General features: G+C 32.8%; 14 protein-coding genes. 11 read left to right on the top strand and 3 right to left on the bottom strand.

The annotated features are described in order from the left end of the window. The first annotated feature begins 128 nt into the window (after positions 1–128). From menA to NNH57_RS25125, 7 genes are all read left to right on the top strand, one after another. On the top strand, positions 129–1,028 hold the full coding sequence (gene menA, locus NNH57_RS25155) for a 1,4-dihydroxy-2-naphthoate octaprenyltransferase (RefSeq protein WP_108807480.1): 900 nt from the start codon (positions 129–131) through the stop codon (positions 1,026–1,028). A 105-nt stretch (positions 1,029–1,133) separates the two neighbouring features. Further along, a complete protein-coding gene (locus NNH57_RS25150; RefSeq protein WP_074406046.1) occupies positions 1,134–1,814 on the top strand; it encodes a metal-dependent hydrolase in 681 nt (226 codons plus the stop codon). Beyond that, the gene (locus tag NNH57_RS25145) at positions 1,814–2,854 is read left to right on the top strand and encodes an o-succinylbenzoate synthase (protein ID WP_074406047.1); all 1,041 of its coding nucleotides are present in this window, start codon (positions 1,814–1,816) and stop codon (positions 2,852–2,854) included. Before NNH57_RS25150 ends, NNH57_RS25145 begins: the two co-directional genes overlap by 1 nt. 6 nt (positions 2,855–2,860) lie before the next feature. Then, a complete protein-coding gene (locus NNH57_RS25140) occupies positions 2,861–3,799 on the top strand; it encodes a CPBP family intramembrane glutamic endopeptidase (RefSeq protein ID WP_108807481.1) in 939 nt (312 codons plus the stop codon). 70 nt (positions 3,800–3,869) lie between these two features. Next, a complete protein-coding gene (locus tag NNH57_RS25135; RefSeq protein WP_074406049.1) occupies positions 3,870–4,985 on the top strand; it encodes an AMP-binding protein in 1,116 nt (371 codons plus the stop codon). A 192-nt stretch (positions 4,986–5,177) separates the two neighbouring features. Next, entirely contained in the window at positions 5,178–7,262 is a 2,085-nt protein-coding gene (locus NNH57_RS25130) for a VWA domain-containing protein (RefSeq protein ID WP_108807482.1), read from the top strand. 117 nt (positions 7,263–7,379) lie between these two features. Next, positions 7,380–8,702, top strand: a complete 1,323-nt coding sequence (locus NNH57_RS25125) for a M24 family metallopeptidase (RefSeq protein ID WP_074406051.1) — start codon at positions 7,380–7,382, stop codon at positions 8,700–8,702. Between the two features lie 11 nt (positions 8,703–8,713). On the opposite strand, the gene NNH57_RS25120 is transcribed toward NNH57_RS25125, so the two are convergent. Together NNH57_RS25120 and NNH57_RS25115 are read right to left on the bottom strand one after the other, a co-directional pair. Beyond that, the gene (locus NNH57_RS25120; protein ID WP_074406052.1) at positions 8,714–9,955 is read right to left on the bottom strand and encodes a M14 family metallopeptidase; all 1,242 of its coding nucleotides are present in this window, start codon (positions 9,953–9,955) and stop codon (positions 8,714–8,716) included. A 417-nt stretch (positions 9,956–10,372) separates the two neighbouring features. Continuing rightward, positions 10,373–12,001 (bottom strand): acyl-CoA carboxylase subunit beta, encoded by a 1,629-nt coding sequence (locus NNH57_RS25115; RefSeq protein WP_074406053.1) that lies wholly within the window; start codon positions 11,999–12,001, stop codon positions 10,373–10,375. Positions 12,002–12,533: 532 nt separating this feature from the next. On the opposite strand from NNH57_RS25115, the gene NNH57_RS25110 reads away from it, so the two are divergent. From NNH57_RS25110 to NNH57_RS25095, 4 genes are read left to right on the top strand one after another with little or no spacing between them, the layout of a single operon-like run. After that, a complete protein-coding gene (locus tag NNH57_RS25110) occupies positions 12,534–12,716 on the top strand; it encodes a CAL67264 family membrane protein (protein WP_034238511.1) in 183 nt (60 codons plus the stop codon). Positions 12,717–12,759: 43 nt separating this feature from the next. Continuing rightward, entirely contained in the window at positions 12,760–14,451 is a 1,692-nt protein-coding gene (gene ettA, locus NNH57_RS25105; protein WP_074406054.1) for an energy-dependent translational throttle protein EttA, read from the top strand. A 2-nt stretch (positions 14,452–14,453) separates the two neighbouring features. Beyond that, positions 14,454–15,146, top strand: a complete 693-nt coding sequence (locus NNH57_RS25100; RefSeq protein ID WP_074406055.1) for an HAD family hydrolase — start codon at positions 14,454–14,456, stop codon at positions 15,144–15,146. Positions 15,147–15,148: 2 nt separating this feature from the next. After that, the gene (locus NNH57_RS25095) at positions 15,149–15,778 is read left to right on the top strand and encodes a chloramphenicol acetyltransferase (protein WP_074406056.1); all 630 of its coding nucleotides are present in this window, start codon (positions 15,149–15,151) and stop codon (positions 15,776–15,778) included. A 65-nt stretch (positions 15,779–15,843) separates the two neighbouring features. On the opposite strand, the gene NNH57_RS25090 is transcribed toward NNH57_RS25095, so the two are convergent. After that, on the bottom strand, positions 15,844–16,629 hold the full coding sequence (locus NNH57_RS25090; protein WP_074406057.1) for a DUF3050 domain-containing protein: 786 nt from the start codon (positions 16,627–16,629) through the stop codon (positions 15,844–15,846). Positions 16,630–16,857: the final 228 nt, after the last annotated feature.

Raw genomic sequence — 16,857 nt, 5'->3', positions numbered from 1 at the left:
AAATTTGTAAAAATAAGTGATATTATGATTTGTTACACATTTTTGTAAACTCTTAAGACAAAGAATTGATGTAATTAATTTTCATTTTTCTATAAAAATAATGTTCCTTTGAAGTCAAAATTACAAAAATGACCAAATTCAAAGCATGGATCTCTGCAGCTAGATTAAGAACGTTACCACTATCGATTTCGGGAATAGTTGTTGGATCTGCTTTAGGTTATAAGAACTTTTTGGAAACAAATACCTTCTGGCTGGCTATTATTACTACATTAGGTCTACAAATTTTATCCAATTTCGCTAATGATTATGGTGATGGGGTAAAGGGAACTGATAATGAAGATAGAGTAGGGCCACAAAGAGCTTTGCAAAGTGGAGCCATTTCTAAAAAGGAAATGTATAAAGGAATAGTACTTACAGCATTAATCACCTTAGGAGTTGCTATTGCTTTAATTTATGTTTCTTTCGGAAAAGAGTACTTTTTCTATTCTGTATTCTTTTTCATATTAGGACTTGCTGCTATAGCTGCTGCTATTAAATACACAATGGGTAGCTCTGCGTATGGTTATAGAGGCTTAGGAGATTTTTTTGTATTTATCTTTTTTGGCTTAGTTAGCGTCGTTGGATGTTACTTTTTGTTTGCAAAACAACTAAATGTTCTTGTCTTCCTACCTGCTATCACTATCGGATTATTGAGTGCCACAGTGTTAAATCTTAATAATATGAGAGATTATCATAGTGATAAAAAAGCAGGTAAAAATACACTTGTTGTAAAACTAGGAATTAATCGAGCAAGAACTTATCATTTTACCTTACTAATTATAGCTATGCTATCCATGTTAGTATATTTATATGCTACCTATAAAATACCTATGAACTTTTTGTTTTTGATTGCTTATATACCTTTACTTATTCATATACGAAAAGTTGCTAAAACCAGTAATTCAGAACTATTAGACCCCGAGCTTAAAAAAATAGCTTTAACAACATTTTTACTATCAATTTTATTTAGTCTGGGGCAGATTTTATAATTTAGTCGAACTCTGTTATAGTAGATAATTTATAGTAGCTTTTGTGAGCATTCTATTGTATCTCAGAACCTATTTGTAGTATAATTAGTTTTAAATTTTTCACACATGAAAATCACCTTTTACGGTCATAATACTTTACTAATTGAAATCAATGAAACAAATATCCTTATAGATCCATTTATTTCGGGTAACCCGTTAGCTAAGGATAAAATTGATATGAATACGATTAAAGCAGATTATATATTGCTTACTCATGCACATCAAGATCATGTTCTTGATGCAGAAGCTATAGCCAAAAATAATAATGCTACGATTGTCTCAAATTATGAAATTGCCACATATTACCAGAATCTAGGTGTCGAAATACATCCTATGAATCATGGAGGAACCTGGAGTTTTGAATTTGGAAAAGTAAAATATGTGAATGCAATTCATACCAGTAGTTTCGCCGATGGAACATATGGAGGGCAACCAGGAGGATTCGTTATTGAAGGAGAGCATAAAACCATTTATATTGCTGGTGATACAGCATTAACAATGGATATGAAATTAATCCCGTTGAGAAATACTTTGGATCTTGCTATTCTACCTATTGGTGATAATTTTACAATGGGTGTAGATGATGCTATTATTGCAAGTGATTTTGTAGAATGCGATAAAATATTAGGAGTACATTATGATACTTTTGGATATATTGAAATTGATCATGATGAAGCCAAACAAAAGTTTTTTGAAAAAAACAAAGACCTTATGCTGTTAGATATAGGGAAAAGCATCACATTATAATGAATGCCAGATATTATAAGCATATCCTTCAGTTTAAAAGACCAAGCGGTACTTCGAGAGGAGTTCTAAAAACCAAAGAAACCTGGTTTATTGTGATTTCTGACGGAACAAAGAAAGGAATAGGAGAGTGCGGAATTCTAAGAACATTAAGTATCGATGACCGACCAGATTATGAGGATACATTAAAATGGACCTGTGAGAATATTCATTTAGGTGTAGAAAAGCTTTGGGAAGAACTTATAGAGTTTCCGAGTATTCAATTTGGAGTAGAGATGGCGTTTAGATCTTTAGAAAGCGATTCTCCTTTTTTACTGTTTCCTTCACCATTTACCCGTGATGAAGAACAAATTTCTATCAACGGACTCATATGGATGGGAGATAAAGAATTTATGAGACAACAAATCACCTCTAAATTAGATGATGGATTTGATTGCATAAAAATGAAAATAGGGGCTATTGATTTTGAAACAGAATTAAATTTGTTGTCCTATATACGATCTCATTTTTCTTCAGATAGTATTGAATTAAGAGTAGATGCTAATGGCGCGTTTAAACCAGAAGAAGCTTTAGATAAACTAAAACAGCTTTCTGTATTTAATCTACATAGTATAGAGCAACCTATACGACAAGGACAGCTTAACGAAATGGCAAACTTATGTAAAGAAACTCCATTGCCAATAGCACTAGATGAAGAGTTAATTGGTGTTTTTGATGTAACAGAAAAGAGAAAACTATTACAAACTATACAACCACAATATATTATTCTTAAACCAAGTTTGATAGGAGGTTTTAAAGGAACCAAAGAATGGATTGATATAGCAAAATCTTTTGGGATAGGGTGGTGGATTACCAGCGCACTAGAGAGCAACATAGGATTAAACGCTATTGCGCAATATACATATACCTTAAATAACAAAATGCCTCAAGGCTTAGGAACGGGAGGATTGTATACAAATAATATTGATTCACCTTTGGTTGTTAGTCAAGGAACTTTAGGATATTATAATAACATAAACTGGAACGTAAATTATTTAAATTAAGATTATATGTATATAGCACAAGCACTTAAAATAAAACATGAATGGTGGAGATATTTAATCGGGTTAGTAATCATTTTTATTTTTTGGCAATTTATAGGTATTATCCCTTTATTCATAGGAGCATTTATAAATACTGGTGATTTACAAACGTTGATGGTTGCTGCAGAATCTAACTTTACCTCGTTAGATATGAATTCTAATTTATTTCTAACCTTAGTAATTATAAGTTTTATATCTGGATTATTGGGGTTATTTATAGTTGCTAAGTTTCTTCACAAACAAAAGATTAGAGAATTGACTACAACAAGAAAAAAGATTGATTGGAAACGTATTTGGTTTACATTTTTTCTTGTTTCATCTATAAATATTGTATTTTTTGTGATTAGCTATTATGTAGAACCAGAAATTTATAAGCTTAATTTTGAAATGATTCCGTTTTTAATCTTGGCTTTAATTTCTTTACTCTTGTTACCGTTACAAACCAGTTTTGAAGAGTATTTGTTTAGAGGGTATTTAATGCAAGGTATAGGTGTTTTAGCTAAGAATAAATGGTTACCACTTATCATTACTTCTGTAACGTTTGGATTACTTCACGGTTTAAATCCAGAAGTTGAGAAACTAGGCTATATTATGATGGTGTTTTATATAGGAACTGGCCTTCTATTAGGTATTATGACTCTAATGGACGATGGTATGGAATTAGCCCTGGGCTTTCATGCAGCAAATAATATAATGGCTGCAATGTTGGTTACAACAGACTGGAGCGCTTTTCAAACCAATGCAATATTTTTAGATATATCAGAACCTTCAGCTGGTATTGATATTGTACTTCCAGTTATTATATTATATCCTGTTTATCTGTTCATATTAGCTAAGAAATATAAATGGACAGGATGGAAAGATAAACTTTTTGGAAACATACCATCTGATACAATTTCAGAATAACTAACAAAGAAATAACACACTCTTTACATATTGATAACTTATGAGTATGTTAGAAAATTGAAATTTGAATATGCAAACAAAAAGTACATTTTCTATACCCGAAATACATCAAAGCTTCTCAATAAATAAAAGTTCTTTTGATAAAGAAAGACTAAAATCTTTAGCCTATAGTTTTATTAAGGAAGGTGAGGTATATGAACAGGAAGCAGGAAGTTTTTTGTTAGATTGGTTAAATGAAAAAGATCATATTGTTGTACAAACCTCGGGTTCTACAGGAAAACCAAAAAAAATTAAGGTATATAAACAACACATGATCAATAGTGCAATAGCAACAGGAAAGTTTTTTAAATCTGAAGAAGGAACTACTGCACTGCTATGCCTTCCTGCAAATTATATTGCTGGGAAAATGATGCTTGTAAGAGCTATGGTATTAGGGTGGAAGATAGATTTGATACCTCCAAGAACAAATCCTTTGGATACAGTGTATAAGCAATATGATTTTTGCGCAATGGTGCCTCTACAATTAGATAACTCTCTTAACAGACTTCATTTAATTAAAAAGCTAATAGTTGGAGGTGGTCCCGTTTCAGAAAATTTAAAAGAATTGGTACAGGGTTTTAAGACTAAAATATTTGAAACCTATGGTATGACTGAAACAGTTTCTCATATAGCCGCAAGGAGAATAAACCCAAAGAAAAAAGATAAAAAAGATGCTCATTATTTTAAGGCTCTACCTAATATTACGTTAAGCATTGATAATAGAAATTGCTTGATTATTAAAGCTCCACAGTTAAATGAAGAGACGATCATTACCAATGACGTAGTAGAACTAAAAACATATAAAAAGTTTTTGTGGAAAGGGCGTCATGATAATGTAATTAATAGTGGAGGAGTGAAGTTATATCCAGAAGAGATAGAAACAAAATTACAGCTGTTGATCGGACATCGTTTTTTTATTACCAGTATCCCCGATGATATGCTTGGTGATAAAGTAATCTTATTAATAGAGCGTGGGTATGATAAAATTGCATATTTAACATTGCAAGAAGCGATACAAAATTTAGATACCTTAAACAAGTACGAAATCCCGAAAGAAATTTATTTTATTCCTCAATTTATAGGGACAGAAAACGGAAAAGTACAAAGAAAACAAACCGTAGAATTGGCTATGAATTCTAAATTGTAATGCTTTTCTGGTAAAAGTATAGATTGTATTAGCTAATCAATTTTAATGATAAACTTCTCACTTTCACATTTTCTGGAAACAGAATAGCCAGTATTTTCCTTTTTACTCAATAAAAAGACGTCTTCACTCATTCTTGATTGTTATCGCTTATAAGAACGCATAGTTTTAGTTCATAATTAAAAACTATTAACTATGAGACTATTACAATACATTTTATTTGTCTTCCTTATAACCGGGATTTCAAATGCACAAGACATAAAAGTTACAGGAAAAGTAACAGACGATCAAAGCCTGCCTTTACCTGGCGTAAATATTGTTATAAAAGGCAGTACCAACGGAACGCAAACAGATTTTGATGGTAATTACACTATTCTTGCGACTATAGGAGACACATTAATGTTTTCTTATGTAGGATTCGAAACAGCTGAGGAAAAAATAACCGCTGCCTCGGCTTTTATGCATATTAAGCTGATTCCTTCTTCGGCAGAATTAGAAGAAGTAGTTGTTACAGCATATGGATCAAATAGAGTAAGAAAATCAATGAGTTATGCTGTATCTAGTAATAGACCAAGAAGGAAAGGAAGAAAACACAGGCAAAGACGTATTAACAAGTCGTCGGGAGTACAGGTTTTTAGTACAGGTAATGCGTTAAAAGTTAGAGGAGTCAGTTCGGTTTCGGGTACAAAACAACCGCTGTATGTAGTAGATGGAGTACCTGTTGATAATAAAGACATAGCCGTAGTAAACACAATAGATCCAACAAAAATAGCAAAGGTAGAAGTGCTTAAAAATAAAAAAGCAACTTCGGTTTATGGGACTAAGGCTAAACATGGATGTATTGTAATTACAACGCATTCTGGTAATTATAAAGTACAAAATGATGAGTCATACCGAGAAATTATTGAAAATGATTTTAAAAAAGTTCAAATGGCTCCTCTCTCGACTTTTTCTATTGATGTAGACAAAGCATCCTATAGTAATATTCGAAGAATGATTAATAACGGAGTTAAAGTTCCTGCAGATGCCGTTAAAATTGAAGAAATGATCAATTATTTTAATTATCAATACGAACAACCCAAAGACGAGCATCCTTTTGCAATTCATACCGAGTATGCTTCAACTCCCTGGAATACAAAAACACAATTGGTTAAGATAGGATTAAAAGGAAAAGAAATTCCTCAACATGAAATTCCCGCATCTAATCTTGTATTCTTAATTGATGTATCAGGATCGATGAGTAACAGCAATAAATTGCCTCTACTTAAAAAAGCTTTTAAACTTTTGGTTAATCAATTACGTGAAAAAGACAAGGTTTCTATCGTTGTATATGCGGGGGCAGCAGGAATGGTATTAAAACCCACATCTGGAGCTAATAAGCACGAAATTAATCAAGCATTACAAAACCTTGAAGCAGGAGGATCAACAGCAGGAGGAGAAGGAATACGATTGGCATACAAAATTGCAAAAGAAAATTTTATAAAGAATGGCAATAATAGAGTCATCCTGGCTACCGATGGCGATTTTAATGTAGGAATTAGTAGCGATAAAGACATGAAAAAATTGATTGAAGAAAAACGTAAATCCAATGTATTTTTAACATGTCTGGGATTCGGAATGGGAAATTATAAGGACAGTAAGTTAGAAATATTAGCAGATACTGGTAATGGTAACCATGCATATATCGATACTATGCAAGAAGCCCAAAGAGTATTGGGGAAAGAATTCGGAGGCACTTTATATACAATAGCTAAAGATGTAAAAATTCAAGTTGAATTTAACCCCGGTAAAGTGCAGGCATATCGATTGATAGGATATGAAAACAGACTTTTGGCAGATGAAGATTTTATAGATGATACTAAAGATGCCGGAGAATTGGGAAGTGGGCATACAGTGACTGCACTATATGAGGTAATTCCCGTAGGAGTAAAAAACAAGTATCTAAAAGAAATTGCAGATCTAAAATATACCAATTCAACGATTAACAAAGAGTATGGAGATGAACTATTAACTGTTAAGTTTAGATATAAAAGACCACAAGAGAAAAAGAGTATTGAAATGGTTCATATTTTACATACAGATGCTAAAACTTCTGCTTCACAAGATTTTAATTTTGTAGCGTCAATCGCTTGGTTTGGAATGAAATTAAGAGGTTCGAAATATATTGAAAACCAAAATCTTAAAGATATAATTGCTTTAGCCGAAACGAATAAGGAAAAAGATGACCAGGGATATAAAGCAGAATTTATAAGACTTATGAATAGCTATCAGGGATTATAGAGTAATCAAAAGGTATTGTTAAAGTTCGAAAGAGGCATCTGTATTGTTTTGCAGGTGTCTTTTTTTGTGATATTTTTATTTCAATTATACATTTAATTCCCTCATACTAATCACACAATGAAAAACCTATTTATTATAACCTTATTTTTTCTTAGTACTGCCATTCAATCTCAAATTCTAAACCAAAGAGAAAGAGCAGCAGCAATTGATATGGTTTTAAAAGATCGATTTGATAATCTTTTACCTCAACTAATGGATCGTACAGAGTTTGATATGTGGATCTTGATTTCGAGGGAATACAACGAAGACCCTGTACTTAAAACAATGCTACCTTCGACCTGGTTAAATGCCAGACGAAGAACTATTTTGGTTTTTTATAGAGACAAAGCTAAGAATACAATAGAAAAACTGGCAGTAGCTCGATATAATGTGGGCAAAAATATTGATTCTGCCTGGGATAAGGATAAACAACCAGATCAATGGAAAGCACTTATTGATATAATTTCAAAAAGAGATCCCAAAAAAATTGGAATTAATTATTCTAAAGATTTTGGAATTCTGGATGGTATAGTGAAAACAGACTATGATGAGTTGATGAATGTACTGCCAGAAGAATATAAATCAAGAATTTCCTCTTCCGAAAAATTATCAATTGCTTGGGTAGAAACACGTACCCAACAGGAAATGGAAATATATAAAGAGTTGGTGAAAATCACTCATGATATTATTGATGAAGCATATAGTACTTCGGTTATACAGCCAGGAACGACTACTACAGATGATGTAGTTTGGTGGTTAAGACAAAAGGTAACCGATATGGGATTAAAAACCTGGTTTCATCCTACAGTAGATATTCAGCGTTCGGGTGAAACACTACAAAGCCATATTGTTTCCTTTTCTGATCGACCAAAAGATAAAGTAATTCGGCCGGGAGATTTGATTCATTGTGATTTTGGGATTACATATCTACGATTAAATACAGATTGCCAGCAACATGCCTATATTCTTAAAAACGAAGAAACATCTCCTCCTGAGTTTTTAACAAAAGCTTTTGCAGATGGAAATAAAGTACAGGACATTTTTACTTCTAATTTTAAGACCGGTAAGACCGGAAATGAGATTTTATTAAAATCTCTTGAACAAGCAAAAGCTGAAGGACTTAAACCGTCAATATACACACATCCATTAGGCGTATTTGGCCACTCTGCAGGCCCAACAATAGGAATGTGGGATGCACAAGGTGGAGTCCCGGGAACAGGAGATTATCCCTTGTATGAAAATACCGTGTATGCTATCGAACTAAATACTACAGTAACACTCCCAGAATGGAAAAAAGATATTCGTATTATGCTCGAAGAAGCCGGTTTTTGGAGTGCTTCAGGTTTTAAATATGTGAATAATAGACAGACCAAATTGATTACAATTCCTAAAAGAAAGTAAATTGAATTACATCACTTATCGGTCAAAATCTTCATCATTTGTTGTGCAGTTATCGTACCGATAACTTTTATTTTATCTCTTGGAGTATCATCACCTATTTCATAAGTTACTCCTGTAGCATTATGCCCATATAGAAACCATCCTTTAGAAACCGGTTTCTTGCTGTTTCCTGGTTTTTCGTTTACAACATAGTCAGGAATATTGTTTTCTAATGCGGTAAACCAATTCTCTATAAAATGGGGGAGAGTAGTGCCTTTTCGTATTTCATTGGTATAAAATATATCATACCAGGTAGAATGAAAATCAAGACCTAATATTAGTTTCGAATTATTTCTTTTTAATGTTTTAGAAATAAACTGTACCGTTTGCTTAATTTCGGGTTGTCGGTATGCAGACCAATCTCGATTAGTATCTACACCACCAGCATTATGTCTCCAATGACCAAGATCTACACCATCTGGATTCATAATAGGAAAAGCTAATACCCGATACCTATTCAAAAATTCTTTTGAAAGCTCAGAGTTGTCATCTAATAAAGTTTGTACAAAGTGTCGAAAGGCAAAATAACCAGTAACTTCTGGAGGATGCTGACGCGTTAACAAAACGATTATATCCTTATTTTCGGGATTTCCATTAAAAATATCTAACACGGGTAATTCCCTACCTAATTTAGAAGTTCCGAATACACTCAGATTTACATAATTCTCTTTCCCCTTAATCAAATTTGTATACCAATCCTTAACATGTTTAGAAGAATGTATTTCCTGAGCAGCAATTAATAAAGGTGTTTTATCGAGTTGAATTTTTATCGTAGTATTTTCGTTAGTTTGATATAAATTAATAGAATCAATACTTTTCCATTGCTCGTTATTTGTTTTTAACTGTGGAAGATACCTGTGTTCATGTCCATCGGGATATTGAAACTGGAAATAAAAAGATTTAGGCGTATCGGCCCAAGCTTTAAAAGCGTAGTATGCACTTTTATTTATAGGGGCATTTTCAGGGTTTATAATAACTGCTGCAGTACTATCATTTATTTTTCTAAATCCATTTAGACGGGCTCCGTCAAATTCATTATTGGCATATACACCAATATCTTTTAACGTATATGTTTGCTTAATTTGATAGTTGATTTTTTTTGAAGTAGTATCTACAGGGACCTCGAAAGCAACTTTTTTAGCAGTCTGACAACTCAATAAAAAAATAAAGCTTAGTATCAATAGTATATATAACGTGTTGACATATAATTTCATAACTGATGTATGTTCATTCTTCGTAAATGAAGATATGCAAATAGATGAATAAAGATACTGAATACTAATTTTATTTTACTAATCTATAAAATGGATATTAGTACAATTTGGAAATCGACTGGATTTCTTTTTTCCTTTAAAAGCACACAAATCATCAATATAGTAACCTCTTATGGTTACTCCACTTCCTCTACAAGGGCAATCACTACCTTTCGAATATGCTCAAAATTGAGGACATCTTCTATCAAACGAACCTTCATTAATAGATTGTTGTTGTTCTTTTTTAAGGATTATGGCCTTGTCTAGATTTAAAATGGTTAATTAAGTTTTAAAGTTAAATTTTCTAAAAAACCTAAAAACATACATTATGTATATTTTTAATACACAAATCATTAATACATACGGGATATTTTCATTTTACACTTGTATGATTCCCAAATTAAATTTCTTTTCAATTGGAGAATGATCTGCAGCCTCTATACCCATAGAAATCCATTTTCTCGTATCTAAAGGGTCTATGATAGCATCTGTCCAGATTCGTGCAGCGGCATAATACGGAGAAGTTTGTTTATCATATCGAGCTTTAATTTTATTAAACAGCGCTTTCTCATCTTCTTCAGATAATTGCTCTCCTTTCTTTTTTAAAGAAGCCGTTTCAATCTGTAACAATACTTTTGCTGCTTGAGCACCACCCATTACCGCTAATTCTGCACTTGGCCAGGCAGCAATTAATCTAGGGTCGTATGCTTTGCCACACATTGCATAATTACCTGCACCATAAGAATTACCAACTACTATGGTAAATTTTGGTACGACACTATTACTCACGGCATTTACCATTTTTGCACCATCTTTAATAATACCTCCATGCTCACTTTTACTACCCACCATAAATCCGGTTACATCTTGTAGAAATACCAATGGTATTTTCTTTTGATTACAATTGGCGATAAACCGTGTTGCTTTATCTGCAGAGTCAGAATAGATGACTCCTCCAAATTGCATTTCTCCTTTCTTAGTCTTTACAATTTTACGCTGATTTGCTACAATACCTACAGCCCAGCCATCGATACGCGCATACCCAGTTAAAATAGTTTGCCCATATCCGGCTTTGTATTCTTCAAAATCAGAACCATCTACTAGTCGATTGATGATTTCCATCATGTCATACTGTTCATTTCTAGCTTTTGGTAAGATACCATAGATATCATCTTGATTTTCTTTTGGAGAAACAGGTTTACTACGATTAAAACCAGCTTTTTCAAAATCCCCAATTTTTGACATTATATTTTTAATTGTATCCAGAGCATCTGCATCATCTTTAGATTTATAATCGGTTACTCCAGAAATTTCACAATGAGTAGTTGCACCACCCAGAGTTTCATTATCAATACTTTCTCCAATAGCTGCTTTTACCAAATAACTTCCTGCAAGGAATATACTACCTGTTTTATCTACAATCAATGCTTCATCACTCATGATAGGTAGATATGCACCTCCGGCAACACAACTCCCCATAACTGCAGAGATTTGAACAATTCCCATACTACTCATTACTGCGTTATTGCGAAATATCCTCCCAAAATGTTCTTTATCAGGAAAGATTTCATCTTGCATTGGTAGGTATACTCCTGCACTATCTACAAGATAGATGATTGGTAATTTGTTTTCAATAGATAATTCCTGGGCTCTTAAGTTTTTCTTTCCTGTAATAGGGAACCAGGCACCAGCCTTTACTGTTGCATCATTAGCCACAACAATACATTGTTTTCCACTTACATATCCAATCTTAACAACGACACCGCCACTAGGACATCCCCCATGATCATGATACATATCCTCTCCTGCAAAAGCGCCAATTTCTATAGATTTAGAATCTGTATCTAATAAATAATCGATTCTTTCTCTTGCTGTCATTTTACCTTTGGCATGAAGTTTTTCGATGCGTTTTTCGCCTCCTCCTAATTTTACTTTGGCAAGGCGTTGTCGTAATTCTGATACTAAGAGTTTATTGTGATCTTCGTTTTTGTTGAAGTTTATATCCATTTTGTGTATTGTGTATATTGTGTGTATTGTTTGCACGAAAATACAAAAAACGTAGATTTTATGAATGATAGGAGGCCAATTTAAACCGTACTATTATTTTGTTTTTAGAATATTATTTTTCAAGTTATTTAACTTGTTGTTTTTTAGTGATTTAATAACGGAAAGCTCTAAAACTATAGTTAGAAATTCCTACTCTTTTGCACTTAAATTTAATACCCGCAAAATAATTTGATCATAACTTTTGTTTACATCTAAGGAAGTATGATCATGAGTATGCTAATATTTTGAATCAGAAAAAGAAGTGCATATGTCATTAATAATCTCTAGGACTATGTTTTAGCGTTGAGACTAGACTCTTGAAGATCTGTTTTTAAATAAAAGTGAATTCTTAATTTACTGTAGGACAATAGGTGAACTATTTTTTTGTATTAACAACTCTACAAAAACCTGTGTTTTGACGATAAAATACCGATATTTGCACTTGCTTATGTATAAAAACATGAGTAACTGTACTAAACTAAAAAAATAATTTATGGGAATGAATAAAAATACAGTGTTGGCTTGGGCAACTTTTATAATGATAATAGTTGGTTTAGCACTTATTGCATTAGGAGCTTTTAGATATAGAGATGTATCGGGATATGGTTTTGCGGCTGTTGGAGTTGGCTTTTTTGCAATTGCCTGGGTTTTTAATGCATTAAAAGGGAGAGTTTAACTCTTATTAACTATACAATCTAAAAAATAACAATTAAGGGCTTATGTCAGACGATAAAAAAGTAATCTTTTCGATGTCCGGAGTGAGTAAAACGTACAAAAGTGCAAATACTCCGGTTCTCAAAAATATATATCTCAGTTTTTTTTATGGAGCTAAAATAGGTATCCTTGGACTTAATGGTTCGGGAAAATCTACTTTGCTTAAAATTATAGCAGGAATAGATAAAAATTATCAAGGAGATGTTGTATTTGCTCCGGGATATACGGTTGGCTTGTTAGAACAAGAACCAAAGCTGGATCCTGAAAAAACAGTATTAGAAGTTGTAAAGGAAGGTGTGGCAGAAACGGTTGCCGTTTTAGACGAGTATAATAAGATCAATGATATGTTTGGTTTACCAGAGGTCTATGAGAATCCTGATAAAATGCAGGAGCTTATGGATAAACAAGCAAGCCTACAGGATCAGATCGATGCCAGTAATGCATGGGAGTTGGATACCAAGTTAGAAATAGCTATGGATGCACTTCGTACTCCAGAATCTGATAAGAAAATCGGAGTACTATCTGGTGGTGAACGTAGAAGAGTGGCTCTCTGTCGTCTTTTATTGCAAGAACCAGATGTTTTATTATTAGATGAGCCTACTAACCATTTAGATGCAGAATCTGTTCATTGGTTAGAGCATCACTTACAACAATATAAAGGTACTGTGATTGCTGTAACTCACGATAGATACTTTTTGGATAATGCAGCAGGGTGGATATTAGAACTTGATAGAGGAGAAGGTATCCCGTGGAAAGGAAATTACTCTTCATGGTTGGATCAAAAATCAAAACGACTTGCACAAGAGCAAAAACAAGCTTCCAAACGTCAAAAAACATTAGAACGAGAGTTAGAATGGGTTCGTATGGCTCCAAAAGGTCGGCAGGCAAAACAAAAAGCACGTTTAAGTAACTATGATAAGTTGTTAAGTCAGGATCAAAAACAAGTAGATGAAAAGCTTGAAATTTATATTCCCAATGGTCCTAGATTAGGAACTAATGTAATCGAAGCTACAGGAGTAAGTAAAGCTTTTGATGATAAGTTGTTGTATGAAGATTTAAATTTTAATCTTCCTCAGGCAGGGATTGTTGGTATTATTGGTCCAAACGGAGCTGGTAAGACTACTATATTTAAAATGATAATGGGAGAAGAGCAACCAGATAAAGGTAGCTTTGCTGTTGGGGATACTGCCAAGATCGCTTATGTAGATCAAAGTCATAGTAATATCGATCCTGATAAGACGATTTGGCAAAACTTTAGTGATGAACAAGAGCTAGTCACAATGGGAGGAAGGCAAGTGAATTCCAGAGCATATTTGAGTCGTTTTAATTTTAGCGGAAGCGAACAAAACAAAATGGTATCTGCTCTTTCCGGAGGTGAACGTAACCGATTACATTTGGCAATGACCTTAAAAGAAGAAGGTAATGTGTTACTTTTAGATGAGCCTACTAACGATCTTGATGTTAATACGTTACGAGCGCTAGAGGAAGGGTTAGAGAACTTTGCCGGATGTGCCGTGGTAATTTCTCACGACCGTTGGTTCTTGGATAGAGTTTGTACTCATATTTTGGCTTTTGAAGGAGATTCGCAAGTATATTTCTTCGAAGGAAGTTTCTCTGATTACGAAGAAAATAAAAAGAAACGTTTAGGAGGTGATTTAATGCCAAAACGTATTAAGTATAAAAAACTGGTAAGATAGTTATGCCTTTAAAAAAGATCAAAGTAATTGCTTTTGATGCAGACGATACGCTCTGGGTAAATGAGACTTTTTTTAGAAAAGCAGAGGATGAGTTTTGTACTTTGTTAGAAGAGTATTTATCCAAAGAAGAAGCAAATAAATTACTTTTTGATGTTGAAATGCAAAACCTGCCATTATATGGTTATGGGATCAAACCTTTTACACTTTCGTTAATAGAAGCGGCTATAAAAATTTCTAATGGAAATATGACGATTGATTTGGTGCAAAAGTTGATAGAAAAAGGAAAGGAAATGCTTCGGGAGCCCATAGAATTGATTGATGGAATTGATCAGACATTAGATCAATTATCTAAGAAGTATCGCCTTGTAATGGCAACTAAAGGAGATTTGTTAGATCAAGAGCGGAAACTCATTAAATCTGGACTGGAAAATTATTTTCATCACATTGAAATTGTTTCTGATAAAACAGAAAAACAATATAAAAAACTAGTAAAACATCTGGATATTACTGAAGATGAATTTTTAATGGTAGGTAACTCTTTAAAATCTGATGTCTTGCCAGTTTTAAATATTGGAGCACATGCATTTCATATTCCGTTTCATACTACCTGGGTACATGAAATGGTTGATGATAAAATTGATCACCCAAATTTTAGAAGTTTTGCAAAGGCTAGCGAGTTATTGCAAATATTATAAAAATGAAAACAAAACTAGATCTTACTACCTGGAACAGAAAAGAACATTTTGACTTTTTTGGTAGTTTTGATGAACCATTTTTTGGGATAACAACAACTGTAGATTTTACATTAGGATATCAAAAAATAGAAGATCTGGGGTATCCTTATTTTTTGTTTTATCTCTACAAATCCCTTCATGCTGCAAATGCAATTGAAGCATTTAGATATCGTATAGAGGATAATCAAGTGTTTGTATATGATAAAATTCATGCATCACCAACTATAGGTAGAGAAGATCATACATTTGGGTTTTCATTTATGGAGTATGCAGATGATTTTGATATGTTTTGTAATAAAGCGCAACAAGAAATTGAAGCTGTTAAAAAAAGTACAGGATTACGACATACAGATAATGCCAAGCGTATAGATACTATTCACTATTCATCTATTCCCTGGTATAATTTTACTGGACTTACACATGCTAGGCATTTTCAGTTTAAGGATAGTGTTCCTAAAATTTCTTTTGGAAGATATACCAAAGAAAACGGTAGATTAAGTTTGCCAATTGCTATTAATGTACATCACGGACTAATGGATGGGTATCATATTGGCCTTTATCTCGAAGAGTTTCAACGACTATTGAATGAATAATATGCTTTCATATATTTCAATGTCATAAAAATGATTCTTTAGGATATGTTTGCTTTTTTGATGTTTTAGCTACTATACATTAGCTTTTTCTTTTCTATTGTATCAGAAATACAATCCCATAACTTAATCCTATGTACCAAAGCTCTTCTGGCAACCTGCAAAGTTTCTTCCCACTTTTTTGAATCGTTTCCGCATAATTCAGAAATCATTTCTAATGAAAGCGGTCCATGTTCATCTCCGTCAAGTTCAATATGTCTTTCAAGGTAATACGTTAGTTTGTTGTATCGTTTATTTTCTGAGTCAGATTTTTTCAATATTTCAATAAACATATCGGGAATAACATCTTCTCTTCCAAAAGTGAATGCAGATGCAATACGGTGCGGTTCCCCAGTTTCTATAATTTCGAAAGAAAATTTAACGAAATCCAGTACATGTTGATTGATGTTTAACCGACTTAATGCATGATCGACATCATTTCCTGATGCAATTAGGTCGACTAACAAATCGATTTTAGATGTATCGGCCTTTATCTGTTTCATGGCATCTAAATACATTTCAAAATGACTTTTAGGTTTCCCTAACTCATTAATATCACTTTCTTCTGCATGTACAATTTCATTGATAAATCTAGATAATACAGGGTTTTTTCTAGGAATCCATGGGGTGGTTACATTGGTTAATTTAACTTGTATTGCTTTTAATAAAGACATAAAATCCCAAACAGCAAAAACATGGTTTTCCATAAATATTTTTATGTCATCAATATGGCTTAAATTTTTATAGAGCTTATGATTTTGTAATTGTACTCTTAAATCAAAAAGTTCATTTTCTATGTGTTGTAATCTATTCATAGTGTATTACATTCTATTTTTCTATTACATGTTAGCTATTCTAACCAAAAAAGACAACCATTGTTTTTTAACTGGCGCAAAAATAATATAAAAACAGAATACCACCGCATAAGGCGGTGGTACTTTGCAATGATAAGTTAATTACATTATAAGAAAGTATTGTTGAATTATATTAAATAGTGAATGGGGTATTTTATATAGGAAACAACAATATACTTTTTACACAAA

This window comes from Aquimarina spinulae, assembly GCF_943373825.1.
Lineage (GTDB): Bacteria > Bacteroidota > Bacteroidia > Flavobacteriales > Flavobacteriaceae > Aquimarina > Aquimarina spinulae.
Note: the sequence above shows the minus strand (reverse complement) of the source record. Positions and strands in the feature narration are given on the sequence as shown.

Bases quoted from the DNA above. Each gene is read 5' to 3' on its own strand.
- menA (WP_108807480.1), top strand. From the start codon at position 129: ATGACCAAATTCAAAGCATGGATCTCTGCAGCTAGATTAAGAACGTTA.
- NNH57_RS25150 (WP_074406046.1), top strand. From the start codon at position 1,134: ATGAAAATCACCTTTTACGGTCATAATACTTTACTAATTGAAATCAAT.
- NNH57_RS25145 (WP_074406047.1), top strand. From the start codon at position 1,814: ATGAATGCCAGATATTATAAGCATATCCTTCAGTTTAAAAGACCAAGC.
- NNH57_RS25140 (WP_108807481.1), top strand. From the start codon at position 2,861: ATGTATATAGCACAAGCACTTAAAATAAAACATGAATGGTGGAGATAT.
- NNH57_RS25135 (WP_074406049.1), top strand. From the start codon at position 3,870: ATGCAAACAAAAAGTACATTTTCTATACCCGAAATACATCAAAGCTTC.
- NNH57_RS25130 (WP_108807482.1), top strand. From the start codon at position 5,178: ATGAGACTATTACAATACATTTTATTTGTCTTCCTTATAACCGGGATT.
- NNH57_RS25125 (WP_074406051.1), top strand. From the start codon at position 7,380: ATGAAAAACCTATTTATTATAACCTTATTTTTTCTTAGTACTGCCATT.
- NNH57_RS25120 (WP_074406052.1), bottom strand. From the start codon at position 9,955: ATGAAATTATATGTCAACACGTTATATATACTATTGATACTAAGCTTT.
- NNH57_RS25115 (WP_074406053.1), bottom strand. From the start codon at position 12,001: ATGGATATAAACTTCAACAAAAACGAAGATCACAATAAACTCTTAGTA.
- NNH57_RS25110 (WP_034238511.1), top strand. From the start codon at position 12,534: ATGGGAATGAATAAAAATACAGTGTTGGCTTGGGCAACTTTTATAATG.
- ettA (WP_074406054.1), top strand. From the start codon at position 12,760: ATGTCAGACGATAAAAAAGTAATCTTTTCGATGTCCGGAGTGAGTAAA.
- NNH57_RS25100 (WP_074406055.1), top strand. From the start codon at position 14,454: ATGCCTTTAAAAAAGATCAAAGTAATTGCTTTTGATGCAGACGATACG.
- NNH57_RS25095 (WP_074406056.1), top strand. From the start codon at position 15,149: ATGAAAACAAAACTAGATCTTACTACCTGGAACAGAAAAGAACATTTT.
- NNH57_RS25090 (WP_074406057.1), bottom strand. From the start codon at position 16,629: ATGAATAGATTACAACACATAGAAAATGAACTTTTTGATTTAAGAGTA.